Raw genomic sequence first — 22,518 nt, 5'->3', positions numbered from 1 at the left:
GCGGGTGTGTCAGTGCGATCGAGCTTGATCATCTTGATCCTCCGAGGGCCGGATGGTTCGGAAATCCAATCCTAACCTCTCTTGACCACCCGCCGCCCCATAGGATCTGTGGTTCCTGCCGCCTGCATTTCTTTCGCAGGCGGACCATGGGTGCGGCCAGCGCCCGGCATTCCCCGCGCCCTCTCTGCTTCGGAGGGCAAACCAAGAGCAAGACTCGGGCGCAATCTGCGTCGCGGGATCGTCAGCGCATATCGTGCGCCGAACTCATCCGCTCACGGGGCTGTTTGACAACGTTTCAGCGCATGTCCTGACGACGACGCAAGGCGGCGTCGCCGCCACGATGCAGGCACCGGCTTCAAGCCTTGCGCACGGTCCCGAGGAAGCCCTCGACCGCCACGCGGAAACGATCGGCATCCGTCGACATGCGGCGGACGGAGTCGACCATTGCCGCGCCCGCATTGCCGGTCTGGCGGTTGAGGGCTGCGACCGAGCCGATCGTGTCGGTCACGGCGCGCGTGCCCTGCGCGGCGTGCTGGAAGTTGCGCGAGATCTCGGTGGTGGCGGCGCGCTGCTCTTCGACCGCCGCGGCGATCGCCGTCATCTTCTCGTCGATGCTGGAGATGTTGTGGCTGATGGCGTGGATCGCCTCGACCGACTCGCCGGTGGCGGCCTGGATCTCGGCGATCTGCCGGGTGATGTCGTCGGTCGCGGTCGCCGTCTGCGCCGCGAGATTCTTGACCTCGCCGGCGACGACAGCGAAGCCGCGGCCGGCTTCGCCGGCGCGCGCGGCCTCGATGGTCGCGTTGAGCGCCAGCAGGTTGGTCTGCGCGGCGATCGCGGTGATCATCTTGACCACCTCGCCGATGCGGTTGGCGGCGCGGTCGAGCATCTCGACCGTGGCGTTGGTCTGCGCCGCCTTCTCCACCGCCTGGCGCGCATCGGCCGCGGAGGCCTGCACCTGCGCGGCGATCTCGGAGACCGAGGCGGTCAGCTCCTCGGTGGCGGCGGCGATGGTCTCGAGATTGGTGGTCGCGGTCTCCGCGGCGCTGGCGACCGCGGCCGTCTGCTCGGTGGACTCATCGACCAGCTTGCGGACGTCGCCGGCGCTGGAATCGAGCTGGCCGGTCGAGTTGCCCATGCTGACGATGACCGCCTGCACGGTGTCGTCAAAGCTCTTGCAGGCGCTGTCGATCGCCTGCGAGCGCTCCAGCCGGCGGCCCTGGTCGAGCTCGCGCTCGCGCGACAGCTGCTCGGCGGTGGCGGCGCTCTCGCGCAGGCCCTCGAGGGCGGCTGCCATGGCTCCGAACTCGTCGGCATGAGCGAACTGCGGCACCGGCGTCTGGTAGTCGCGCTGGCCGATGCGCTGGATCGCCTGCATCAGGACGCCGACCGGGCGCATCAGGCGGACGCGCACCGCGCGCAGCGCCAGGCCGGCCACCACGAGCGCGGCGATGAAGGCGAGCGACTGTGCGATCAGGCTGCTCAGCGCTGCGGTCTTGATCTCCTCGGCGCGGGCGATCGAGCCGTCGAGCGCGGTCATGCCGATCGCGATGATGCCGGCGAACGGGCCCTGGCAGAACGCGTTCCATTCCGGCGCCGGCATCGCCGGCTTGCCGCTGCCGTCAAACCCCTTGGCGAGCTGGTCCATGCGCTGATGCGCGGCCTCGACCTCGGCGCGCGAGGTCTTCACGGCACCGGCGAGCGCGGTGCTGCCGCCCCCCGCCAGGAGGTCGTCGAGCCCGGACCAGCCGGCCGCGACGGTGCCGCGCCACTGCGCGATCGCGCCCTTCTGGGCGTCGTCGAGCGGCTTGGAGGCGTTGATGTTGGGACGCAGCGCCGAGCATTGCAGGCCGTAGCGGTCGCGGACCTGCCAGGCCAGCCGCCGCGCCTGCACCATCTTGGCGATCGCCGGATCGGTCATCCAGGCGCGATTCGAGACGGCGAGCGAGGCGGCGTTGGCGACGTCCAGCGTCTTGGTCATTGCCTGGTACCAGGCCTGCGTGCGCGCCAGCACGCGTTCGGCGCGCGGCTTCGCGGCCTCGTCGAACAGCAGCTTGAACTGCGGAACCGTGGCGGCCCAGCTCGACTTCAGCCTCGCCATGAGGTCGTCGCGCTCAGGCATGTCGACGCCGGCGAGCGCTGTGACGATGCCGTCATAGCCCTTGGCCTCGATGCCCTGATATTCGGTGAGCTTGGCGCGCGGATCGTCCTCGCTCAGCAGCACGCTCTGGATGTCGCCGCGGTGGGCACGCATGACGAGGACGTTCTGGAAGATCGCCTTGTCGGCCGCGGTCAGTTGCTCGGTCGCGACGCTCTCGCGATAGCGGCTCGCGGCACCGCTCATCAGGATCGCCGTGGACACCAGGATGCCCGCGGCCAGCACCGACAGCAGCACCATCAGCAGAGTACTGACCGATTTCCTCATCACGTACCGCCCCACACCGGAAAGTGGCAGGATGACGCCATTGCACAAATTCTTCCTTAACCATGGACCGGCACACCGGCGACCGAGGTAATCAGTTGCCGAATTCCCCCGCTCCACGACAACAAAAAATGCGCAAGCCGCAACGCGGCAGCCGTTGGCGCGCGCTGCGGCGCGATGCGAAGCGAATCGCAGGGCGTGGTGCGCAGTGGCTGGGCCGGACGGTGGGCGCGGCGCCGCGGTGGATCAAGATCACCTGCGGCGCCTTGGTGCTGCTCGTGACCTTCGCGCTGGTCAATCTGGCCTATCATGTCGTGCGCAAGCCGACCGAGCTGTTCGTGGTGACGGGTCATTCGCTCGACAAGGAGCCGGAGGAGACCTGGCGTCAATATGGCGCGCTGTTCCGTGAGAGCGCGACGCGATCGATCACGCCGGAGCTGCTCGCCGCCCTGGCGCAGACCGAGAGCTCGGGCAATCCGGTGGCGCGCACCTACTGGCGCTGGCGGTTCGCGTGGAATCCGTTCGCGCTCTATCAGCCAGCTTCCAGCGCCGTCGGCCTGTTCCAGATGACCGACGGCGCCTTTGCCGACGCCGCACGGTTCTGCATTCGGGATCACGAGGTGGTCAGCGACGGCTGCGGCTCGCCGAGCCTGTACGTTCGCGCCTGGCCGGCGCACGCGGTGGCGCTCACGGTGATCTCGCTCGACCGCCAAGTCGCCGCCGCGCTCGCACGGCAGCCCTCCGGCAAGCCGAGCGCGCAGCAGCGGCAGGATCTCGCGGCCGTCATTCATCTGTGCGGCGCCGGTCCGGCGGCCGGATTCGTGCGCCGCGGCTTCAAGCCGGCGGATGGCGAGCGCTGCGGCGACCATTCGGTCGCCGGCTATCTCGGCCGCGTCAATGCGATGAAGAAGCAGTTTCAGAAGCTCTCGGCAGCGGAGCGAAGTTAGCGCATGGCGCCCGCTCGGCAACATCGGCAGCCCACCCGGTTCCGCGTTAAGCACGTCGGATTTGCGGGTGTGTGCAAGGCGCGCGCGTTAAGACATTGGCAACGAACTGCCGCGCATTTTCTCCCTCCCATTAGTACAGGAGTCACCATGTCAGAGATCGGCATTCCCGGCGCGCGCATCCGGTCCTTCATCGAGCGGATCGAGCACCTCGATGGCGAATTGGCGGAACTGAACGAGCAGAAGAAGGAAGTGTTCGCCGAGGCCAAGGGCGAAGGCTTCGACGTCAAGATCCTGAAGGAGATCATCAAGCTCAGGAAGCAGGACCAGGACGAGCGGGACGAGCACGAGACGCTGCTCGATACCTACCTCCGGGCGATGGAAGCGGCCGAGACCGGGCCGGCCAGCAAAACCCCCGAGCGCAAGGCGGCGTGACACGCTGCCGACCGACGATGGCGGCGCGCTGCCGATCTGTGCCGCGCGCTGCCCTCCCCCGGGATTTTTCTTGCCCGGTTCCGTCCGAGCCTCTAACGCTGCGCTACACTCCTGCCCGCGCCCGAGGATGAGATGACCGACGCAATGACCTGCCCGCAATGCCGCTCCGAGCACGCCTATCAGGACGGAGCGCTATGGGTCTGTCCGGAATGCGGCCATGAATGGAGCGGCGACGCCGCGGTCGCGGCAGCGTCCAGCGACGATGCCAGCATCCGCGACGCCAACGGCAACGTTCTGGCCGACGGTGACAGCGTCATCGTCATCAAGGACCTGAAAGTGAAGGGATCGTCCTCGGTGGTGAAGGGCGGCACCAAGGTGCGCAACATCCGCCTGCAAGAAGCGAGCGACGGCCACAACATCGCCTGCAAGATCGACGGCATCGGCCAGATGAACCTGAAGTCGGAGTTCGTGCGCAAGGCGTAGTTCCGAGTGCTCCCGGAACATTCGCGACGCTATGGCGTTCGGATCAACAACGGGAGGATGGCCATGCTGACGGACGACCAGATCGCGACGCTTTCGGATATCGGCCAGGCGATCGCCTTCTCGCCCGACCGGCACGACGAGCTCGATGGACTGATCCGCGAAGGCTATGTCGCCAAGGACGGCGACATCTACGAGCTGACGGCGAAGGGGCAGAAGATCCTGACCGATCGAGGTGCCGGATTGAACGAGGCCTGACGCCACGGACGACCGAAGGGCCCCGGCATCTGCATCAAGGCGTAGATATCAGCCCGCCAAATGAGACGGGCTTCCGACTGATTCTCGTGTCCTGGGCATCGGATATTGGTCGCGCAAGTCTACGTGTTCGGCCCCGGCGTTCACCAAGGGACCCGGCCGTCCAATAGCCGCGAGCGCCGCAGGACTGCGCAGGCGGTGCCTGTTGTTTGGCACGGCAGACCCGGGTCAGCCTCGACCATCAGGCCGAAGGCACCGCATACAAGCAAATCCCGAATTCATCGGCCAGCCCGCGCGGGTCCGTTGCCGAATGCTGCGTGATCCAAGCAGTGAATCCATCACGCTTCTGTAGCCGTGAAGTGACACCCGTAGCAATCCGTTCCGTAGGAGCACGGCCCAGATTCATAACTTGGCATGAACTCTGCTTTCTCGATCCTGACCGGGTCCCACTCTATGGAGGCAGAATCAACGTGCTCGTCACTCTCGTCGCAATGCTATGCAACGGCCAGCTCTGCATGGAGAAGGTCGTCACCAACAGCGAGATGTCCGGCATCACGATGACATCCTGCGCCGTCAGCGCGCAGATCGGAATCGCAGACTGGATGTCCAAGGGTCCCTATCACGAGTGGCGTCTGCAGAGTTACAAGTGTGTCGCCGGCAAGTACGTGCCGAAGACCAACGCCTGATCCGCTTTGCCCGTCCGGCTGGCGCCCGGGTATCCGGGACCGGCCGGCCGGGCGCAGGACCTCTGCGCTGCTGTCGAATGTTCGACCCCAGCCGCGTCGCATTCGGGACACGCGCAGCAAAGAGAATGCGGCCGTTCGCGTGCCAACGAGCCCCGAATCGGCGAATTCGACGCGTAATGGCGCTGGCCCGCTTCGTGCAATGCCCCTCGCGACAATGGGGGATGACGTCATGCCGTTCTACAGCTTCCATTGCGCAACTTGCGCAGAGGATTTCGAGTTGCTGATCGGGATTTCTGAAAGGCCGGTCTGTCCGACCTGTGGCAGTCGCAAGCTGACCCGCCTGCCCTCGCTGCCGGCGCCGCCAGCGCGCAGCCCCGGCCTGATCAAGGCCGCGCGCAGCCAGGCAGCGCGCGAGGGGCATTTCAGCAACTACAGCCGCGCCGAACGGAAGAAACGCTAACCCGGCAGCGGCGGCCGGCCCTCAGCCTCAGTCCGATGTGATCTGCACCTCGGGCACGTCATCCTCGGGATCGTCGATGTCGAGGCCGTCCTCCTCATCCAGATCGATCCCGGAGAGGCAGATGTCACCGTCATCGATCACGAGCTCGACCGGAGACAGCGTCCGGCCCTGGCAGGGCCCGATGAAGCATTGCCCGGTATCGAGGTCGAACTGCGCGCCATGCTCGCCACAGACGAGGAAATTGCCTTCCTCGTCCATGAACTCGCCAGGATGCTTGTCGAGGCGAGCGCCCTGATGTGGGCAGGTATTCTCGAAGCCGTAGAAATTGTTGCCCTTGCGCGTGACCAGGATCGGCCAGGGCTTGGCGCTGCCATCGGGCTCGCGGCGCTGGAGAACGAAGCCCCGCGCCGCGCCATCGTCCACCTCATAGGTCGCGCAGATCGCAAACAGCGTGCTCATCATCCGCCTCTTTTCGCCTCGCCCGGCGTTTGGCGCATCCGCGACATCGCAGGCGCGCTGAAGAGGCTCGCAGCAAGCAGCATGCCAGCCAGGAGTGCCCGACAGGCAGATCGCGGGCCTCAGGCCGGTGGCATGCCGAGGCGGCCGATGCCGGGAAATTTCAGCGCCCGCCGTCGCAGATCGACGCCGAGAACTCCCCCGAAGATGTTCAGCTCGACGCCCTCGATCCACCCGACGGTGAGGCCGAGATAGCCGCCGAGCGATACGAACAGACCGGTCCCGGAGGCCGTGCGCCCCCACCAGCCGTCAAAGGGGAAGTCCTTGCCGATTGCGGTCGGCGGCAGCACGGCGTTCAGCTCAGGAACCGCGTTCAACGCCGCCTGCACGAAGGTGTTCGAATTGGGCCCCGGCCAGGCGTTGTAGTCGCCATGGGCGCGGAAGCGGTAGTTCTCGATCACGCTGCGGATCCTCGGGATCACCCGCTCGGCTTCTTCGCCGTCGACGGCCAGCACTGTCTCCGGCGATGCACCGAACCAGCGACCATCGGGCGCGAAGCCATCGACACGGATCGGCTCACCCCAGGCGGTGTAGTCGTAGCGGGTGTAGCGCGGGCCGCCCTTCTCCTTGACGACGATCCAGGTGTGGACCGCGAAGATGCCACGCCAACGCACCGTGCGCGCAGCGAACACGCGCACCACCGCGTCGGCATGCTGCGCCGGCGATGGCAGCAGGCCCGCGCTCGAACGGTCCGCGGCCTGCCAGCTGCCGCGGCGATCGCCGCGCAGATAGTTCGCGGTCGACAGCGTGATGGGCATGATGATGAGCAGCAGGAAGGTGAGCACAGGCCTTATCACGATAGGCGAGAACAATGGAGGCACTGAGGAATGACATCCATGTAGTCATCGCGCCCGCCGTCGCCAGCGCCGGCCGGCACGCCACCCTCACAATCCGGACACCACGCCAACGCTGAAGACTCAGTGCCGGCGGAAACCACCGCCCGGACCGGAACGCCCGCCGCCGCCGCGAGGGCCGCTGACGACGACACGCGCAGCACCCATGGCGGGGCCGCCCCCGATATGCGCCAAGCCGATTTGCGGCGAAGTCCCGACCATGCGCATGCCGCCCATCTGCGCGCGGGCGCTCTGCGGCGCACCGCCGCTCCGGCTCATCAGAGGCTGCACCATGGGTGGTGTTCCAGCTCGAGCGGGAGCACCAGCCACGACTGGAGGTGTGGCGGGGCCGGCGGCAGTCGCAGGTGGCACACGACCTTGCATGCCCAGAGGCGGTCCGGATTGTTGGCCTGTGCCGGCGACCGCGCCCGCTCCGGCGCCAGGCTGGATCGTTCCGCCGGGACCACGACCCGGCATTCCCGGGGTCATGCCAGGCTGAGGCGGATTTTGCGCCATGACCGGCGGATGGCGATGCCAGTAGCGGTTCCAGAACGCGTGCCGATGATACCAGGGCCGTCCGAAATAGAAGCTGCTCCAATAGGTGGTCAGCGTGAAGCCGACAGTCGGCACGTACTCGACATATTCGGGCAGGTAGACGTACTGCTCACGGTACAGATAGGCGAGTGTCCGCGCCGCGACCCAGCCGCGTTCGCCTCCGAAGCTGACATCGCACCACGCGCCGCCTTGAATGCAGCCATGGATGGTGATCCGGGCCCCGGCCGGAATGCGCTCGACGATGGGAAAACCCGGGCCAGGTCCTGCGCGCATGGCGGCCGCGGTGCGCACCAGGCCCGGCGCAGCCACCGCCAGCGAGGCGGGCGTGGCAATCAACAGCGCAGCAACGAGACACGTTCTGAGTTTCACCACGGACACCCTCCTGTCTGTTTGCCGGAGCGAGCTCGGGCGCGAGACTCTCGCGCCCGCATGCGCGGCTCCGGCATGCACTCGACAGGGATGGTTGCAGACTATCGCGGCAACCTCACGGCGCTCCGTTGTCGGAGAGAAGCTGCGCGGCTCCACCGAGAGCGCGGCGAAATGCTTCGTCGAACGTCACGCCACGGAATTGCCACCGATATTGCTTGCCCGCGCGATCGAGGCGCCATCGCGTGACCCAGCCCAGTTCGGCGTCGTCCCAGGTGAGATCACCGAAGAGCATGACCTCAGCTCCGGGAAACCATGACGCGACGGCCACGGGCTGGACACCGTTCAGCTTGGTCTTCTCAATAGCGGCCTTCGAGATCTCGGCGGCGCTTGGCAGAGCGATCTCGAGTCCACGCTTGACGGCAGCCGCGCGCAGTGCGTCGCGCTGCAGATCGGACGTCCGGTCGTCGGATGCAACGAGGAACGTGCGGCCGCCTGCCGTCATCGCCACGATCACGGCAATCGACGGGCGCGGCCCCGGCCACGGCTTGACGTTCAAGCTCGCCAGCAACTGATCGATCCGCGCGCGATCGAATGACACAGTCAGGTCATACGGCCGGTCGCGCGTGCCCTGCTCGTCGTGCTTCGGCTTGCCCGACATCTGATCGTGATAGTCGAAGCCGGTGACGAACTCCGCCGCTCGCGCCTCGAGTGGCGCGAGCCTAGCGTCATTCCTGAGCTGAAATGCACCGGATACCTTGATCAGCACGTCTTCTAGACATGCTGCAAAGGCTGCCCGGCGATTGTCCTCGCCCTGACCGGTCACGACCGTCTGCGCCTGGTACAGGTCGGTCGAGGCCGCATTCGCAACGGTGCAGGCCCCGACCGTCATCATCACCCAGAGCCCGAGACGCCAAGCGCCCAGCCCGCGGAGAACACTGTACTGCTGCATCGCGCCCTCGATCCGGCTATGTCGGCTATTTCTGCCGATCGAGCTTGATGATCGTCGGTGTGGCGGCGTCGGACGTCGAGAACGTCACCCGATCGCCGGCGTGGATGTTCTCGATCATGGCGCTGTCCTTGATCTTGAACTCCTGGTCCGCTCCCGCCGTGTTGGCGCCGACGGTCCCGTTGGGAACGCGCTTGATCGCGATCGTGCCGTTGAGACGGTTGATCCCCGTGACCATGCCCGCCGTGCCCTGCTCCGCCGCGAGAGCGGGCAGAGTCCCCGCAAACAGGGCGACCGTCGCCAGAGTAATGCCAACTGCTCTCATCGCTGTTCTCCTGCCTTGCTTTTCGCGCCAAACAAAACACCACGAAATCTTTGGTTCCCGGAACCTTCAGCTTCGTCGCTGACGACCTTGGGCCGTTTGACGCACCGCAATCAATGTCGCTGCGCCGTGCAGCTTTTTTGTTGCCCCCAAGCACTACGCCTACATACAAGATCCTGATCGTCTCCGCCCTGCGGACGACGCGCGCTCGACCGGGCGCAATCGCGAACCTTCTTCGACCGACACGGCTCGGCCCCCCTCATGTAGTGATTTGCGCGGATTTGTCATCAGACCAGCGCGTGATCAAAGTTTTCCTGCACTCGCAGTATCGACGCCCTGTAACGCCGAATTCATCAATGCGTCAGGATGCACCTTGACAGCGCAGACAGCCGGGAGGACGATCACCTCGTCGTGCATTTCCGGTGGCCGCTCATCATGGTGCCGGTGATGTTCGAACGACAACAACCCATCTGATTGCAGGGAGGTTCTATGACTCCACCTCCGTACCAGATCCGCTGAGTGCGACGGGACTCGCTTCGGACCATCGCATAGCGGCAAATCACGAACGGCACGCCGGGTCGCGGCTTAGTGGGCTGCATCAGCGAGGCATGGCCCCTTGCCCGCCCGGCGCTGTGCCGTCCATCTGGATCACTTCAGCGCGAGCTTGGTAGCTATCATTCGGGAGCGGCGGCTCGAGACCCAACACTCGGGCTGATACTGCGCAACGCGAACATTGGAACGTGTGATCAGCCGATCGCGTGCGATCAGGTGACCAATGCCAGCCGAGATATCGGCTCGCGGCATCGCCGCATTCCCAATGTCCCCGAAACGAAATCCATCATCGGCTGATGCGCGGCGGGCGCAGGCGTCACCCGCCGCCGACGCAATCTGCCGCAGCTACTTGCTGTAGTCGTAGAAGCCCTTGCCGGTCTTGCGGCCAAGCTGGCCTGCAGCCACCATTTCCTTCAGCAACGGCGCCGGACGATACTTCGGATCGTTGAAGCCGTTGTAGAACACCTCCATCACCGAAAGCATCGTGTCGAGACCGATCAGATCGGCCAGCGCCAGCGGACCGATGGGGTGATTGCAGCCGAGCTTCATGCCCTCGTCGATGTCGGCGGCGGTCGCGATGCCTTCCGAATATGCGAAGATCGCCTCGTTGATCATCGGGCACAGGATACGGTTCACGGCAAAGCCCGGGCTGTTCTTCGCGGTGATCGCAACCTTGCCGATCCGCTTGGCGAATTCGGCGGCGGCCGCATGGGTCGCATCCGAGGTCTGCAGGCCGCGGATCAGTTCGAGCAGCGCCATCATCGGCACCGGATTGAAGAAGTGCATGCCGATGAAGCGGTCGGGCCGATCGGTGGCGGTGGCGAGCTTGGTGATCGAGATGGAAGAGGTGTTGGTCGCGATCAGCGCCTCGGGCTTCAGGCCGGCACAGAGGTCCTTAAGGATCTTGAGCTTCAGCTCCTCGTTCTCCGTCGCGGCCTCGATGACCAGGTCACAGCTCGCCAGCTTCGCCTTGTCGGCAGTGCCGGTGATGAGCGACAACGCCCTGTCCTTGTCGGCGGCCGTCATCTTCTCCTTCTTGACCAGGCGGTCGAGGCTGGAGCCTACGGTCGCGAGCCCGCGCGCCACCGCCTGCTCCGAGATGTCGACCATGACGACCGGAACGCCCGCGGCGGCGCAAACCTGCGCGATGCCGTTGCCCATGGTGCCTGCTCCGATGATGCCGACCGTCTGAATCATTGCCGCTTCCTCTCAGTCTCGTATCCGCGGGGACCGCCCCGTCCTGCGCCGTTGCTTAACAGGCTATCGCCCGGCCGGGTAGACCCAACCACGACGAGCCAGACCGGGCCGGTTGCCCCACGGCTCGCCGGCGTCTGGAAGCGGACGCGTTGCCCGAGGTTCGTCCGCATGCGCAGGAACGGATGCAGCTTGCTCTGGTTGGTCTCGTGCTCGGCGAGATGAGCCGCGCCGGGCGCGGCAGCGGACCGCTGAACAGGAGCCACTGACCGATACGCAGGCACGGGTGACCGGGCGGTCGCCCCGCCGTCGCGTGTCACGCGGGAGCGCCACGCCAAATCCGTCGCCGTCATCGGAACGCCCGGTCAGGCCGACGGTTCTCCACGCAGCAACTGGCCGTGCCCAATCGAGGAGACCCCCGTGGCGACCGCCGAAACCACCGACCTTCCCCGCAGCCGACGGCGCAGATCGCACGGCATCCGATCCACCCGATGCTGGTGCCATTCCCTATCGTCTGCTTCATCGGAGCGCTCGTCACCGACATCGCCTATTGGCGGACCGCCGAAATCATGTGGGCGGATATCTCAGCCTGGCTGCTGCTGGCCGGACTGATCATGGGCAGGCTGGCCGGCATCGCCGGCCTCATCGACTTCCTCGAATTGGGCGCGGAGAAACGGAGGACGACATGGGACTGGCTCAATACGCCATCGTTGCAGTGAACGATCATTGGAGCGTGCTGCACGACGGCAACGCGCACGGCGACTATGCCACCAAGGAAGCAGCGTTCGAATCGGCGGCATCAGCCGCGACGCTTGCCATCAAGCAGGGTCATGAGGTGCATCTCAGCGTTCCGGGGAACGACCCAGATCGATCAAATAACTAATCAGCACGGCATCCTTGTTGTTGGTTCCAAAATGACCTCCAGGGATAGTGAATTGCACGGTAACGTGTGTTAGCGACGTCACAGGCTCGGCGCCGCACACTTCTGTTCAAAAGGAACAGGAGTTTCGCCATGAAGGTCAACCGGAACCGGCGCAAGCAGACAGCGTCGTTCGGCCAGCGGCTGCAACCGCTGCCCGCGAGGCGGCAGCGCGTCTTCCCGTGGGCCCCGAACGCGACATCATGCTGAATGCTGAAGAAGGCGATGCAGGCCGAGACGGCGGCGCATATCAACGAGCTGTTGAGTGCGCCCGTGCTGCACGCCGCGGGGCGTTAGGACACTCGCCTCGTCATCTGCCGCGACTGCGAAAGGAACCCGAACGCCGTCACGACGCTTTGCTCTCGAGTTCTTGTCTCGGCGAGAGGACGATGATGGCCCGGGTCGTGGTCGGCACATCGGGATGGCATTACGGGTCCTGGCGCGGCGCCTTCTTTCCGCAGGGCCTTCTGATCAGGCACCAGCTGCCCTACTACGCCAGCCAGTTCGAGACCACCGAGCTGAATGGCGTGTTCTACCGGACGCCGACGGAAGCCGCCGTCCGCGGCTGGCGCGATCAGACCGGCCCCGATTTCGTTTTTGCCTGGAAGGCCTCCAAGTTCATCACGCATTGGAAGCGCCTGTCCGCGCGCTCGGTCAACAGCATTGCGCTGATGGAGAGCCGGCTGTCGCTGCTCGGCGACAAGGCCGGCCCCGTGCTGTTCCAGCTGCCGCCGCAATTCGAAGCGAATCCCGAGCGCCTCGAGTCCTTTCTGCCGCTGCTGCCGAGGCACCGGCGCTACAGTTTCGAATTCCGTCACCCGAGCTGGTACACGCCGGCCATCATGCGCCTGCTGAGGGACGCGAATATCTCGCTCTGCCTGTCGGACCATCACGATGCCCCGGCGCCGTGGAAGCGCACGGCCGATTTCGTCTATGTGCGCGGACACGGCCCCGACGGCCGCTACAAGGACAACTATACCGACGCAACGCTCGCGACCTGGGCCAAACGCATTCGCGCCTGGGCGACGCACGGGATCGACGTCTACGTCTATTTCGACAACGACCGGAAGAGCGCGGCGCCCGCCGACGCTTTGCGGCTGCGCCGGTTGCTCGCGGCGTCCCCTCACCGGACACACAGCGCGGCGCGCGCGAGGTCGACAGAACATCGTGGACATCTCTCGGTTTAGGCCGCAACCAACGAGAGGAACCACCCATGCGACGCACACTCAGCACGCTTGGCTGCCTGGTACTCGCCGGCCCTGCCCTCGCCCAATCAGTCTGCGAAAAGACCGGGGTGAATTCGGCGCTCGGCATTGCGCCGAGCACGGAGGACTTCGTCAAGCAGGTCGCCATCAGCCGGCATTGCTGCGCGACGCCGCGGTCTCCTTCTCGATCAGTCCCGCTGCATTGGTGAAATACGCCTCGACCGCCTCAGACATCGCCTGCGCGACTTTCGGAGGATTGCCGAGTTGATCAATGCTCGATTCGATCCCGTTCGCGATCGACCGCGATCCGGCCTTGCGCGCGATCGATGCTGGAGTACTCGACCGCAGCCAGCGGGCGCTTGGCGCCGATCGCCGGGGCCCCGAGAACACAGGCAAGCGCCGTGATTGAGAGCATCGACACCGCAAAGAGCTGACCGACTCGCATGATGCATTTCCAGTTGATTGTTTTGATCAACTTAGGAAGCGGAGCCTGAGGGGGTCTTAAATCCGCTGACCTGGCGTGGCGCCAGATCGTCGCCGCTTCGCGTCGATTCCCGTAAATCAACGGGCTTCGACGGTGGTCCTCATCAGTTTTCATGAGAGTTCCACGACAGAGGCGCGAAGGGTTGGTCGGGATCGCGCGATGTTGCTCGTGCTTCAAGCATCGCTTGGGAGCACGGGCAGCGCAAGAAGCCGCGGCAATCTCTCCGACTCCGGGCCCGCGCTGGTTCCTCATGCAGTCCTCATGCAAGTGTAGAAAGATCCAGCGGTCAACGCGGTACAATGCTAACATAAGTTATTGAAGTCGCACCACATGGAACCCCAATAAACTAACTCGGGGGAACCGCTCTTTGAGTCATCTGGTACGCAAGCTCGAGAATTTCGTCCGCCTCTCTGCGGCCGACCGCCTGATGCTCAACCGCGCTGCGGCTCAGCGGGTAAGGACCTTCGCGCCACGCACCGACATCGCGCGCGAAGGCGAGAAGCCCAAGGACGTGCATCTGATCCTGAATGGCTGGGCCTGCCGCTACAAGCAGCTCGAGGACGGCCGCCGCCAGATCGTCTCGTTCTTCCTTCCTGGCGATATCTGCGATCTCAACATCTTCATTCTGCGCGAGATGGACCATTCGATCGGCACCATCACGCCGGTGTCGATCGCCGATCTGCCGCGCGAGTTCTTCGACGAGATCAGCGCCGGTTATCCGCGCATTGCGACGGCATTCTGGTGGGAGACGCTGGTCAATGCCGCGATCCAGCGCGAATGGACCATGAATCTCGGGCAGCGCACCGCGTCCGAACGCATGGCGCACCTGTTGTGCGAACTGTTCTTCCGGCTGCGCCTGGCGGGTCTCGCCGACGACAGCAGCTGCAGCTTCCCGCTCACCCAGGCCGATCTCGCCGAGGCGACCGGCCTGTCGAAGGTCCACGTCAACCGCACGCTGCAGGAACTGCGCGCCAGCAACCTGATCGTGCTCAAGGGCAAGATGCTGGTACTTCCGGACCTCGAGCGCCTGATGAGCGCAGGCCTGTTCAACGCGAATTACTTGCATTTGGACCGCGAAGGCCGTCAGCTCGACGCGAATGAGTGAGAGGTTCGGAGCGGCGCTTGCGCTATGCTGACCGGCTCGGCACTCTGCCGGGGAAACGGCGATGGTCGAACAGCGCATGGTTGACGGACCCTTCGAGCAGGAGATCGTGCAGCGCCTCGGGCTGATGCCCAACCTGTTCAGGTCGGCGCCGTCAGCGCCTGAGGCGACCCGACAGCTCTGGCAGTTCGCCAAATCCGCCTATCTCGACACCCCGCTGCCGGCCCTGTTCAAGGAGCGGCTCGCCGTCCATCTGTCGCGCCTCAACCATTCGCCTTATTGTCTGACCCGGCATTTCGGTTTTCTGGTCGGATTGGGCAAGCCCGCGGGCGACTCGGCATCCCGCCCCGAGACGATCGATCGGGCGCGTCAACTGCTCGCGCGGCCGCTCGCGGATCCCGTGCGCACCGCGGCGGCGCTGGGCCGGCTTGAGATTCTCCAGCCCCCGCTCGACATCCCGGAGCCGGGCAGCGACGGCGAGGCGGACCTGTTCGAGGCAGCGTCGGTGCTGTTCATGCAAAGTGCTGATTCCGACCGCTCGCGGCGCGCGATCCGACACGCGTTCGGCAACACCAGGTTCGATCTGCTGGCGGCCTTCCTCGCCTATCTGCGCACAGCGCATTTCTGGGCCGATGCTCACCTGCTCACGATCGATTCCGATGTGCTTGCCCTCGCACAGGCCGATCCTGAGCTCGCCGTCTGCCTCGGCTGCAGCGAGCTGCCGGACGCTGGGCCGCCCGCACAGCAGCCGCATTCGAATGGCGGCGATGCCAGCGATCATCGACTGCGCCGCCTCCTCGAGATCGATTCGGTCGGCGTGCTGTTCTTCGATCATGCAGCCGGCACCCTGATCGACGCCAACGAGGCCTTCTTGGCGATGACAGGCTATTCGCGCCAGGAGATCAACAGCGGCGAGCTGACCTGGAAGAGCCTGACCCCCCCGGAATGGATGCGCACTTCGAGCGACCAGATCGAGCTGCTGCGGCAGACCGGCCGGCTCGGTCCCTATGAGAAGCAGTATTTTCGCAAGAACGGCGAACGCGCCTGGATGATGTTCGCCGGCCGTGACCTCGGCGACGGCACCCTCGTCGAGCTCGTGATGAACATCGACGACCGCAAGCGCACCGAGGCCGCGCTGCGCGACAGCGAGGCGCGCTTCCGCCAATTCGGCGAAGCGTCCTCCGACGTGGTGTGGATCCGCGATGCCGAGACCCTGCAATGGGAATATCTCAGCCCCGCATTCGAGACGATCTATGGCGTCCCGCGCACCGCTGTGCTCCGCGGCGACCATCTCGCATCGTGGACCGAGCTCATGCTGCCGGAGGACCGGCCCCGCGCCCTCGAGAGCCTGGAGCGCGCCCGGCGCGGCCAGCGCGACAGCCTGGACGTCCGTATCATCAGGCAGCCGGACGGCGTCACGCGCTGGCTGCGCATCCGTAGTTTTCCCATGGTCGACGAGGTGGGACAGGTGCAGCGCATCGGCGGCATCACCCAGGACATCACGGCGCTGGTCTCGGCCTCCGAGCACCAGAAGCTGCTGCTCGCCGAGTTGCAGCACCGCGTCCGCAACATGCTCGCCGTGATCCGCTCGATCATCCGCCGCACGGGCGACTCGAGCGACAGTGTCGAGGATTTCGCCAGTCACCTCGAAGGCCGCATCACGGCGCTGTCGCGCATCCAGGCGGTCGTCACGCGCGATCCCCTCGCCGGTTTCGATCTGGCCGAGCTGATCGCCGATGAGCTGCGCGCCGGAGCCGCGCGCGAGGACAGGCAATTCTCGCTGTTGGGCCCCCAGGTGCGGCTGAAGCCGAAGGCGGCCGAGAGCATCGGGCTTGCCATGCACGAGCTCGCGACCAATGCGCTGAAATATGGCGCGCTGACGGTGCCGCGGGGCTTCATCAGGATCGAATGGCGGCTCGACAAGCACGACGCGGTCGACTGGCTGGTCATCGACTGGACCGAGACCGGCATGTCCGGACGCACGCTGAGTGCGCAGCGCCAGGGCTTTGGAACCGTGCTGCTGGAACAGATGCTGCCGTACGAGGTCGGTGCCCGCGTCGTGCGGCGCTTCGAGCCGAGCGGCCTCTGCTGCGAGATCCGGCTGCCCACCGACGACATTCTCAAGCGTTGACGGGCCGATCGAAGCTTCATTTCGCGGCACCGGTCGGCAACAATGGCCGGGATCTCGTCGGCGCGGAGAAATGCTGTCGGCATAGCCTTCGCGGTGCATTCGGGGTATGCTCCGCCTGCGGCCAGAGGTGGAGGTCGCATGGGTCGCGCAACCGCCATGTCTTCGCCTTGGTTTGGGCGGATATGACCAAGTGTCGATGAGATTGGGAATCGGCCGAGCGTCGACGCGACGGAACGATGATGGGACGTTCCTGAGCATGCGGCTCTGGCCAAGATGAATCACCGTGAACATGCAGGTGCGTGGGCACGAGGGACAACCGGTATCCAGGTTCTGTGCTGATGCGGCCGAGAGGCCGAGCGTCCTGTGGCGCCGTCGTCATCCGACGTTGGTGTCACGAAGCGTAGGTACGATGCAGCGTGAGTACGCGGAGCATTGGTGCACGAGGGCGTTGGTTAGGACGACACATCGGTACAGAGCCGAGCGCCGCCTGCGAGGCGGACGACAACGGAGGACGGAGCGTCAATGCTTGCAACGACGACCAAAGACGGCGATCAGCAGCCTCATGCCATGATCGATCCCGAGATCGTGCTGGCGGCCCGCGCGGATCGCACCGCCGCCGAAGCGGACAGGCGCAGCTCACAACGGCCGCCGGATGTCCCCTTGCCGAAGATCGACCCTGACTACAGGACGCAGGCGACGAGCGACCTCGCGGTCACCGGAGAGCGCAGCACGTTCGCCACCTGGGCCGTGCGCACCATTCTGGCGGTGCTGTTCGCCGTCGGCAGCGCGGTCGCCGCGGCGGCCTGGCAGAGCTATGGAGACCAAGCCCAGGAGATGATCGCGCATTGGATGCCGCGGATCACGCTGGCATCGAACGCCGACAAGGACGCCGCGGCACAGCCAGCCGCGACCGCGCCCCAGCAGACGGCCGCCGAAGCGCCGGCTGAGGCGCAGGAGCACGCAACGAGCGCGGTTGGCGCGACCGCGTCGCAGGAGCAGTTGCTGCAATCGATGGCCCACGACCTCGCTGCCTTGGGCCAGCAGATCGGCGAGCTGAAGACGAGCCTCGCACAGTTGAAGGCCGGGCAGGAGCAGATGGTCCGCGACATGGCGCGGGTCGCCGAGGCCAAGTCCAGCGACAGGCCCGCCGAGCGGTCGAGTGAGCGGACCGCGGAAGCGCGGTCGTTCGATCCGCGCGCCATCGAGCAGACGATCCGGCCGCGCCCGGCCCCACGCCCTGCGACCGCGGCCGTGACCCCGGCACTGCCTGGTGCAGCAGCTGTGCACCGGCCGCGCACGCCGCCGCCGGCCGCAGCCGGCATGGCTCCTCCGCCGCCTGCTCCGATGCCGCTGCCGTCGGCGCCGGTCGATCCGGACCAGCCCGTGGTGCGTCCGCCAATGCCGGTGCGCTGAGGGATCCGCACAGGCGCCCGCGCTGGTCCGCGCCGATCGACGCGGCGGTGATCGATTTCGTCGATGCACTTGTCGCGACGCGGCTTTCCGAGCTAAGGAACTGCGCCTGACAATGCGCATCGCCGAGGGGTTCATGAGCCTGACCGATCCGACCGTCCTGTCCGCCTCCGACCTCGCAGACCGCATCGCGATCCTGCGCGACAACATCCGCCAGATCACCGAGCAGGCCGCTTCGCAATCGGGTGCGGCCGACGAGGAGCGCAACGCCGACCGCCTCGCGCAGCAGAGCGAGGAGCTCGACGTTCTGCTCAAGGAGCAGGAGCGGCGGCTGAACAAATAGCCGGCCGGCCCCTTCGATCATTTCGCGCGTGCTGCACTGCGCTCGTTGTTGCCCGCGCGTCGCCCACAGGCTAGCCTCGCCGAAAACAAGCGGGAGGTAGCCAGAGGATGCGAAACGGTCTGCTTTACACGTCAACCCTTGCGGCATTGACCACTGCGGCATTGCTGGCGGCCCTGACACCGGGCAGCGCCGAGCCACGCCATATGTATACGACCATGGTGCTGGAGGCGTTCGCTACCAAGGTCGAATGTCCTGGCGTCGATGTCGTCTATCAGGATCTGGTCCAGAAGGCGCAGGACATGAAGATGCCTGACGGCACGACCGAGAAGGTGCGCAAGGCGATCGCCTATATGCACACCGGCGGCAAGATGGGCGAGAAGCAGGACGACGATCTGATGGCGGAGGTGGCCGTCGCCACGCAGGCCATCGACATGGATCAGCGCCGCCTCGGCATGACGAACTGGTGCGAGGAGCAGAAGAAGACGCTGGCTGGCTTCATCCGTCCCAAGGGCTGACCCCGGAGCGGCCTTGGGGCTGCCAACGGAGCGGAAAGACCGCACGGCACGTTTGCCGGCCATGGCCGAACGACGCGGCGTTCGTCGGTCTGCGCACCGCCATAGCGGGCACGGCACAGCCCCGCGGCGGGCAGGAGCCCGGATGACCGCTGCCGCTTGGCCTTGCAGCTGCTACGCAGCAGACATCCAGCCCGGAGCGAGCCATGCGCATCGAAACCGCTTTCCTGTTCGACCTCGACGGCACGCTGGTCGACAGCGTCTATCAGCATGTGCTCGCCTGGAAGACGGCGCTGGATGCGGAGAACATCGAGCTCTCGGTCTGGCGCATCCACCGCAAGATCGGCATGAGCGGCGGCCTGTTCACCAACCAGCTGCTGCGCGAGACGGGTTTTGCCATCGAGCCCGATCGGATCGAGCGGCTGCGGAAAGCGCATGCCGCGGCCTATCAGAAGCTCGGAGGCCAGGTCCGGCCCCTGCCCGGCGCACGCGAGCTGCTCGGCTTCTTGACCGATGCCGGCATCCCCTGGGCGATCGCGACCAGCGGGAGAATGGAAACGGCGGCCGTCAATCTCGCCGCGCTCGGCGTCGATCCCAAGACCAACGCTGTCGTGACACGCGACGAGGTCCGCTACGCCAAGCCTGATCCCGATCTGTTTCTCGCCGCCGCCGCCCGCCTCGACGCGCCGATCGAGCGCGCGGTCGTGATCGGCGACAGCATCTGGGACATGCTCGCCGCAACCCGCTGCCGGGCGCTCGGCGTCGGCCTGTTGAGCGGCGGCTATGGTTCGGAGGAACTGCGCCAGTCCGGCGCCATCCGCGTCTACGAGGATCCGGCCGACCTGCTCGGCCACATCGACGAGGTCGGCGGCCGGCGTTAGCCGGTCAACTCTGCGGGCCCGACAGCGAGATGTCGCGTTCGGCGCGGAACACGTTGGCATAGAGGTTGGCGATCCACTGGCGCCCCGTCGATGTCATGTTGAGATAGCGGATCTCGGTCTGGATGTGCGGGGCGACGCTGTTCCAATAGAACTGCGGATAGCGGTTGACGATATCGGCCGGTGACTCATAGCCGAGCTGCCGGTTGATGCCGACCTCCTCGAACTCGTAATATAGCGCGTTGGCCTTGCGGATGTAGTTGGGGTCGCCGAGCTGTCCGATCAGGTCGGCGGCGCGCACGATCGACTGCTCCTCGTCGAACTGCTGGCCGGCGAGCGGCGGAAAGCGCGTGCCCTCGATGGCGCGGGCGATGCGATCCTTGTCCAGCGGCGCCATGCCTTCGATGCGGTTGATCACGTACAGCTTCGAGCGGTCGACGTGATACGGCATCAGGCTGGCGTCGGAGGCGCCGCGCGGCAGGCAGATCTTGCGGCCGCCGCGATCGATGACGAAGCCGTCGACGTCGTCTTCCCTGAACAAGCCGCGGACATAGCCGATGTCGTGGAGCAGGCAGGCCAAGATGACGTGGACGTAGTCGTCCGCCGTCATGTGGCTGTGCAGCGCGCGGCCGCGCAGGATCTCGTGGCCGGCCAGCGTGACCAGCAAGGTGTGCTCGACGTTGTGATACAGCGCATCGCTGTTGCCGATGCATTCCAGCGCGATGCGCGCAGCCGCCGGAAGCATCTCGGTCAACTGGGTATGAGACGATCCGAAACGGCGTCGCATATAGGAGCTGAGGAAACGCTCCAACGCCGCTGCCGCGAGCTCCGGTAAGGTCATCATCGCCGCTGCCCCGCCTCAGACAGCCCAAACACAACGTCAAAAGACATAACGCCCGAAAACACAATCACGATAGCGCGGCTCGCGGCACGACTGAGACGTCAGGACGACACGGCTCAGGACGGCCAGCTTCGCACGGACACGCGCGAGATCGGCCCCCCGGAGCGTTCGAGCACCTTGACCGACGAGCATAGCCCAGGTTGCGGATATCGGCCACACCCGGACGAGCACACACCGGAAAACTGCGGGCCAAGCGACTGAATCTGACGCGATCGAGGTCGATCGCTAACGTCCCCGCACCGGCACCGGCGGCCGTGGCGGTCGTGTCTCACCGCGATAGGCCGGTCGCCGCGCAGGGGAACGGCGGGCCGGCGCGGCCGCCGGCGCATCGACCGACTGCAGATAGGTGCTCAAGGCCGACGCGGAGTCGTCGCTGCTGGTGTAGTGCTTCTGCAAGAACAAATAGAGCGTCAGGCGAAAGCGCCCCTTGGCGAGCCCACGTGCCGAGCGATGACAGGTGGCGCAGCTGTCCGCAAACAGCCGCGCGCCGGATTTGCCGGCATCGAGATCTTCCGCCTGTGCACTGCTGATGACAATCAGCAGCAGCGCGGCCGATCCAACAAGCCCCAGCCGCGCCCCGGCGCGCCCGCGCGCGTGGACGCGCTCAGGCGACATCAGCCCGCGGGCTTTCCTCCGCCTGCACACCCAGCGCATCGAGATCGACCAGCGCCGGATCGTCCGGCATCGGCTCGCTCTGCTGCTGTCCGCCGCCATGGACGTGCATCAGCGTCTGCACCCGGCGCGCGTTGAGATAGTCGACGTGCTGATGCGCGAGCGCCAGCGGCAGCAGGGCCTTCGGCAGCGCGGTCATGGTGAACGCGGCGACGCGCTTCACCTCCTCACCCTCACGCCAGGTCAGCGGACTCAGCGTGTAGATCATCTGACGGTCGGTCTCGGGCGCAGGCAGTTGCCTCACCTCGGGCGGCGCCAGCAGGGCCACATTGATGTTGCCGGCCCGCGTGCGGCTCGCGGCCGCGCGCAGCTCCCAGCAGATCAGCTCCGCGGCGGACAGCACCTCGCGTCGGATGTCATCGACATCGGACGCGAAGCGGCTGGCCTCGCTCAGCGCCGCACGGCCGCGCGTGACCGCATCGACGAGCGCCGCCGCACCGATCTCGAAGCGAGGAACCGCCTGCTCGATTGCGGTGGCGACGGCCTCGATGTCGTTGGCGGCGCGGTCGCGGTCGCGCTGTGCCACCGCGTCGGCGAAGGCGCGCTCCGCCAGGATGATCTGCTCGTCGCATTCGGCGACCGATGCGCGCAGCGCCTTGGCCTTCTGCTCGACCGCCTGCATCTTCGATTCGGCACGATCGAGCTGCCCGTTGCTGGCGCCTGCCTTGGCGAGCCGCTCCGCGGCGACGCGCTTCTCGTCCAGCGCCGCCTCGGCCACCCGGAGACGATCCGTCAGCCGCCGCCGCGCGGCCTGCTTGTCCTTCAGCGCACGCTCGAAGATCTCGACGGGGCTCAGCTCACGCTTGAAAAAGACCATGGCAATAATCCCTGGACGGCGGGCGCGCCGGCAACGTCGGTCAGCGGCGAATCCACTGCCGAATCATGTTGCCCGATTCTTGCGTGGAAAATGGGTCGGAAACCAGGATGAGATGCAGCACACGTTCCCCTTGACGAAACGTATCCACCGCCGGCTGCGGCCGGGCAGAGTCGAG

25 protein-coding genes and 2 pseudogenes are annotated in these 22,518 nt (G+C 65.9%); 16 read left to right on the top strand and 11 right to left on the bottom strand.

From position 1 onward, the window contains the following. Window positions 1-355: 355 nt before the first annotated feature. Window positions 356-2,425, bottom strand: coding sequence for a methyl-accepting chemotaxis protein (locus tag QX070_RS32215; protein ID WP_315741160.1), 2,070 nt, complete (start codon window positions 2,423-2,425; stop codon window positions 356-358). Between the two features lie 128 nt (window positions 2,426-2,553). On the opposite strand from QX070_RS32215, the gene QX070_RS32210 reads away from it, so the two are divergent. The 6 genes from QX070_RS32210 (at window position 2,554) to QX070_RS32185 (ending at window position 5,682) form a co-directional block, all read left to right on the top strand. Further along, window positions 2,554-3,369: a transglycosylase SLT domain-containing protein gene (locus QX070_RS32210; protein ID WP_409998874.1), complete on the top strand. Its 816-nt coding sequence runs from the start codon at window positions 2,554-2,556 to the stop codon at window positions 3,367-3,369. Window positions 3,370-3,516: 147 nt separating this feature from the next. Beyond that, on the top strand, window positions 3,517-3,801 hold the full coding sequence (locus QX070_RS32205) for a DUF2312 domain-containing protein (protein ID WP_315712263.1): 285 nt from the start codon (window positions 3,517-3,519) through the stop codon (window positions 3,799-3,801). A gap of 132 nt (window positions 3,802-3,933) precedes the next feature. Further along, a complete protein-coding gene (locus QX070_RS32200; RefSeq protein ID WP_315741159.1) occupies window positions 3,934-4,284 on the top strand; it encodes a zinc ribbon domain-containing protein YjdM in 351 nt (116 codons plus the stop codon). A gap of 63 nt (window positions 4,285-4,347) precedes the next feature. Then, entirely contained in the window at window positions 4,348-4,539 is a 192-nt protein-coding gene (locus tag QX070_RS32195; protein ID WP_315741158.1) for a hypothetical protein, read from the top strand. Between the two features lie 467 nt (window positions 4,540-5,006). Further along, complete coding sequence (locus tag QX070_RS32190; protein ID WP_315741157.1) at window positions 5,007-5,222, top strand: hypothetical protein; 216 nt, start codon at window positions 5,007-5,009, stop codon at window positions 5,220-5,222. Between the two features lie 229 nt (window positions 5,223-5,451). Then, complete coding sequence (locus QX070_RS32185; RefSeq protein WP_315741156.1) at window positions 5,452-5,682, top strand: zinc ribbon domain-containing protein; 231 nt, start codon at window positions 5,452-5,454, stop codon at window positions 5,680-5,682. 27 nt (window positions 5,683-5,709) lie between these two features. Here QX070_RS32185 and QX070_RS32180 read toward each other — a convergent pair whose 3' ends face one another. The 6 genes from QX070_RS32180 to QX070_RS32155 form a co-directional block, all read right to left on the bottom strand. After that, complete coding sequence (locus tag QX070_RS32180) at window positions 5,710-6,144, bottom strand: Rieske (2Fe-2S) protein (protein WP_315741155.1); 435 nt, start codon at window positions 6,142-6,144, stop codon at window positions 5,710-5,712. A gap of 116 nt (window positions 6,145-6,260) precedes the next feature. Next, window positions 6,261-6,983: a DUF3750 domain-containing protein gene (locus tag QX070_RS32175; protein ID WP_315741154.1), complete on the bottom strand. Its 723-nt coding sequence runs from the start codon at window positions 6,981-6,983 to the stop codon at window positions 6,261-6,263. 132 nt (window positions 6,984-7,115) lie between these two features. Continuing rightward, window positions 7,116-7,958: an SH3 domain-containing protein gene (locus QX070_RS32170; protein ID WP_315741153.1), complete on the bottom strand. Its 843-nt coding sequence runs from the start codon at window positions 7,956-7,958 to the stop codon at window positions 7,116-7,118. A gap of 112 nt (window positions 7,959-8,070) precedes the next feature. Then, window positions 8,071-8,904: a DUF2066 domain-containing protein gene (locus QX070_RS32165; RefSeq protein WP_315741152.1), complete on the bottom strand. Its 834-nt coding sequence runs from the start codon at window positions 8,902-8,904 to the stop codon at window positions 8,071-8,073. A 25-nt stretch (window positions 8,905-8,929) separates the two neighbouring features. After that, on the bottom strand, window positions 8,930-9,226 hold the full coding sequence (locus QX070_RS32160) for a copper-binding protein (RefSeq protein ID WP_315741151.1): 297 nt from the start codon (window positions 9,224-9,226) through the stop codon (window positions 8,930-8,932). A gap of 894 nt (window positions 9,227-10,120) precedes the next feature. Then, entirely contained in the window at window positions 10,121-10,972 is an 852-nt protein-coding gene (locus QX070_RS32155; protein WP_315741150.1) for a 3-hydroxybutyryl-CoA dehydrogenase, read from the bottom strand. 395 nt (window positions 10,973-11,367) lie between these two features. Between QX070_RS32155 and QX070_RS32150 the strand changes: the two are divergent. From QX070_RS32150 to QX070_RS32135, 4 genes and pseudogenes are all read left to right on the top strand, one after another. Continuing rightward, a pseudogene (locus QX070_RS32150) lies at window positions 11,368-11,625 on the top strand (DUF2231 domain-containing protein); the annotation flags it as partial. Between the two features lie 29 nt (window positions 11,626-11,654). Then, entirely contained in the window at window positions 11,655-11,852 is a 198-nt protein-coding gene (locus tag QX070_RS32145; RefSeq protein WP_315741149.1) for a hypothetical protein, read from the top strand. A 428-nt stretch (window positions 11,853-12,280) separates the two neighbouring features. Next, window positions 12,281-13,075 (top strand): DUF72 domain-containing protein, encoded by a 795-nt coding sequence (locus tag QX070_RS32140; protein ID WP_315741167.1) that lies wholly within the window; start codon window positions 12,281-12,283, stop codon window positions 13,073-13,075. 26 nt (window positions 13,076-13,101) lie between these two features. Beyond that, window positions 13,102-13,245, top strand: a pseudogene (locus tag QX070_RS32135) (DUF305 domain-containing protein); the annotation flags it as partial. 116 nt (window positions 13,246-13,361) lie between these two features. Here QX070_RS32135 and QX070_RS32130 read toward each other — a convergent pair. Further along, the gene (locus tag QX070_RS32130) at window positions 13,362-13,691 is read right to left on the bottom strand and encodes a hypothetical protein (protein WP_315741148.1); all 330 of its coding nucleotides are present in this window, start codon (window positions 13,689-13,691) and stop codon (window positions 13,362-13,364) included. A 253-nt stretch (window positions 13,692-13,944) separates the two neighbouring features. Between QX070_RS32130 and QX070_RS32125 the strand changes: the two genes are divergently transcribed. From QX070_RS32125 to QX070_RS32100, 6 genes are all read left to right on the top strand, one after another. Then, window positions 13,945-14,682, top strand: coding sequence for a Crp/Fnr family transcriptional regulator (locus QX070_RS32125; RefSeq protein ID WP_315712288.1), 738 nt, complete (start codon window positions 13,945-13,947; stop codon window positions 14,680-14,682). Window positions 14,683-14,743: 61 nt separating this feature from the next. Beyond that, the gene (locus QX070_RS32120) at window positions 14,744-16,810 is read left to right on the top strand and encodes a PAS domain S-box protein (protein ID WP_315741147.1); all 2,067 of its coding nucleotides are present in this window, start codon (window positions 14,744-14,746) and stop codon (window positions 16,808-16,810) included. A 522-nt stretch (window positions 16,811-17,332) separates the two neighbouring features. Beyond that, entirely contained in the window at window positions 17,333-18,223 is an 891-nt protein-coding gene (locus QX070_RS32115) for a hypothetical protein (RefSeq protein WP_315741146.1), read from the top strand. A 133-nt stretch (window positions 18,224-18,356) separates the two neighbouring features. After that, window positions 18,357-18,563 (top strand): hypothetical protein, encoded by a 207-nt coding sequence (locus tag QX070_RS32110; RefSeq protein ID WP_315712292.1) that lies wholly within the window; start codon window positions 18,357-18,359, stop codon window positions 18,561-18,563. Between the two features lie 107 nt (window positions 18,564-18,670). Then, a complete protein-coding gene (locus tag QX070_RS32105) occupies window positions 18,671-19,078 on the top strand; it encodes a hypothetical protein (protein ID WP_315741145.1) in 408 nt (135 codons plus the stop codon). Between the two features lie 203 nt (window positions 19,079-19,281). Next, the gene (locus tag QX070_RS32100) at window positions 19,282-19,956 is read left to right on the top strand and encodes an HAD family hydrolase (protein ID WP_315741144.1); all 675 of its coding nucleotides are present in this window, start codon (window positions 19,282-19,284) and stop codon (window positions 19,954-19,956) included. Between the two features lie 4 nt (window positions 19,957-19,960). Here the strand turns inward: QX070_RS32100 and QX070_RS32095 are convergent, their stop codons facing one another. The 3 genes from QX070_RS32095 to QX070_RS32085 form a co-directional block, all read right to left on the bottom strand. Further along, window positions 19,961-20,797 carry an HD domain-containing protein gene (locus QX070_RS32095; RefSeq protein ID WP_315741143.1) on the bottom strand — a complete coding sequence of 279 codons (837 nt, stop codon included), beginning with the start codon at window positions 20,795-20,797 and terminating at the stop codon, window positions 19,961-19,963. 282 nt (window positions 20,798-21,079) lie between these two features. Next, complete coding sequence (locus QX070_RS32090; protein ID WP_315741142.1) at window positions 21,080-21,469, bottom strand: cytochrome C; 390 nt, start codon at window positions 21,467-21,469, stop codon at window positions 21,080-21,082. Next, a complete protein-coding gene (locus tag QX070_RS32085; protein WP_315741141.1) occupies window positions 21,459-22,343 on the bottom strand; it encodes a hypothetical protein in 885 nt (294 codons plus the stop codon). The genes QX070_RS32090 and QX070_RS32085 overlap by 11 nt, the downstream gene beginning before the upstream one ends. Window positions 22,344-22,518: the final 175 nt, after the last annotated feature.

Origin of the sequence: Bradyrhizobium sp. SZCCHNR1093 (assembly GCF_032381175.1) — a bacterium.
Lineage (GTDB): Bacteria > Pseudomonadota > Alphaproteobacteria > Rhizobiales > Xanthobacteraceae > Bradyrhizobium.
Note: the sequence above shows the minus strand (reverse complement) of the source record. Positions and strands in the feature narration are given on the sequence as shown.

Bases quoted from the DNA above. Each gene is read 5' to 3' on its own strand.
- QX070_RS32215 (WP_315741160.1), bottom strand. From the start codon at position 2,425: ATGAGGAAATCGGTCAGTACTCTGCTGATGGTGCTGCTGTCGGTGCTG.
- QX070_RS32195 (WP_315741158.1), top strand. From the start codon at position 4,348: ATGCTGACGGACGACCAGATCGCGACGCTTTCGGATATCGGCCAGGCG.
- QX070_RS32105 (WP_315741145.1), top strand. From the start codon at position 18,671: ATGCGAAACGGTCTGCTTTACACGTCAACCCTTGCGGCATTGACCACT.
- QX070_RS32085 (WP_315741141.1), bottom strand. From the start codon at position 22,343: ATGGTCTTTTTCAAGCGTGAGCTGAGCCCCGTCGAGATCTTCGAGCGT.
- QX070_RS32095 (WP_315741143.1), bottom strand. From the start codon at position 20,797: ATGATGACCTTACCGGAGCTCGCGGCAGCGGCGTTGGAGCGTTTCCTC.
- QX070_RS32110 (WP_315712292.1), top strand. From the start codon at position 18,357: ATGAGCCTGACCGATCCGACCGTCCTGTCCGCCTCCGACCTCGCAGAC.
- QX070_RS32165 (WP_315741152.1), bottom strand. From the start codon at position 8,904: ATGCAGCAGTACAGTGTTCTCCGCGGGCTGGGCGCTTGGCGTCTCGGG.
- QX070_RS32185 (WP_315741156.1), top strand. From the start codon at position 5,452: ATGCCGTTCTACAGCTTCCATTGCGCAACTTGCGCAGAGGATTTCGAG.
- QX070_RS32120 (WP_315741147.1), top strand. From the start codon at position 14,744: ATGGTCGAACAGCGCATGGTTGACGGACCCTTCGAGCAGGAGATCGTG.
- QX070_RS32100 (WP_315741144.1), top strand. From the start codon at position 19,282: ATGCGCATCGAAACCGCTTTCCTGTTCGACCTCGACGGCACGCTGGTC.
- QX070_RS32210 (WP_409998874.1), top strand. From the start codon at position 2,554: ATGCGCAAGCCGCAACGCGGCAGCCGTTGGCGCGCGCTGCGGCGCGAT.
- QX070_RS32205 (WP_315712263.1), top strand. From the start codon at position 3,517: ATGTCAGAGATCGGCATTCCCGGCGCGCGCATCCGGTCCTTCATCGAG.
- QX070_RS32090 (WP_315741142.1), bottom strand. From the start codon at position 21,469: ATGTCGCCTGAGCGCGTCCACGCGCGCGGGCGCGCCGGGGCGCGGCTG.
- QX070_RS32140 (WP_315741167.1), top strand. From the start codon at position 12,281: ATGGCCCGGGTCGTGGTCGGCACATCGGGATGGCATTACGGGTCCTGG.
- QX070_RS32145 (WP_315741149.1), top strand. From the start codon at position 11,655: ATGGGACTGGCTCAATACGCCATCGTTGCAGTGAACGATCATTGGAGC.
- QX070_RS32155 (WP_315741150.1), bottom strand. From the start codon at position 10,972: ATGATTCAGACGGTCGGCATCATCGGAGCAGGCACCATGGGCAACGGC.
- QX070_RS32130 (WP_315741148.1), bottom strand. From the start codon at position 13,691: ATGAAAACTGATGAGGACCACCGTCGAAGCCCGTTGATTTACGGGAAT.
- QX070_RS32160 (WP_315741151.1), bottom strand. From the start codon at position 9,226: ATGAGAGCAGTTGGCATTACTCTGGCGACGGTCGCCCTGTTTGCGGGG.
- QX070_RS32180 (WP_315741155.1), bottom strand. From the start codon at position 6,144: ATGATGAGCACGCTGTTTGCGATCTGCGCGACCTATGAGGTGGACGAT.
- QX070_RS32115 (WP_315741146.1), top strand. From the start codon at position 17,333: ATGCTTGCAACGACGACCAAAGACGGCGATCAGCAGCCTCATGCCATG.
- QX070_RS32200 (WP_315741159.1), top strand. From the start codon at position 3,934: ATGACCGACGCAATGACCTGCCCGCAATGCCGCTCCGAGCACGCCTAT.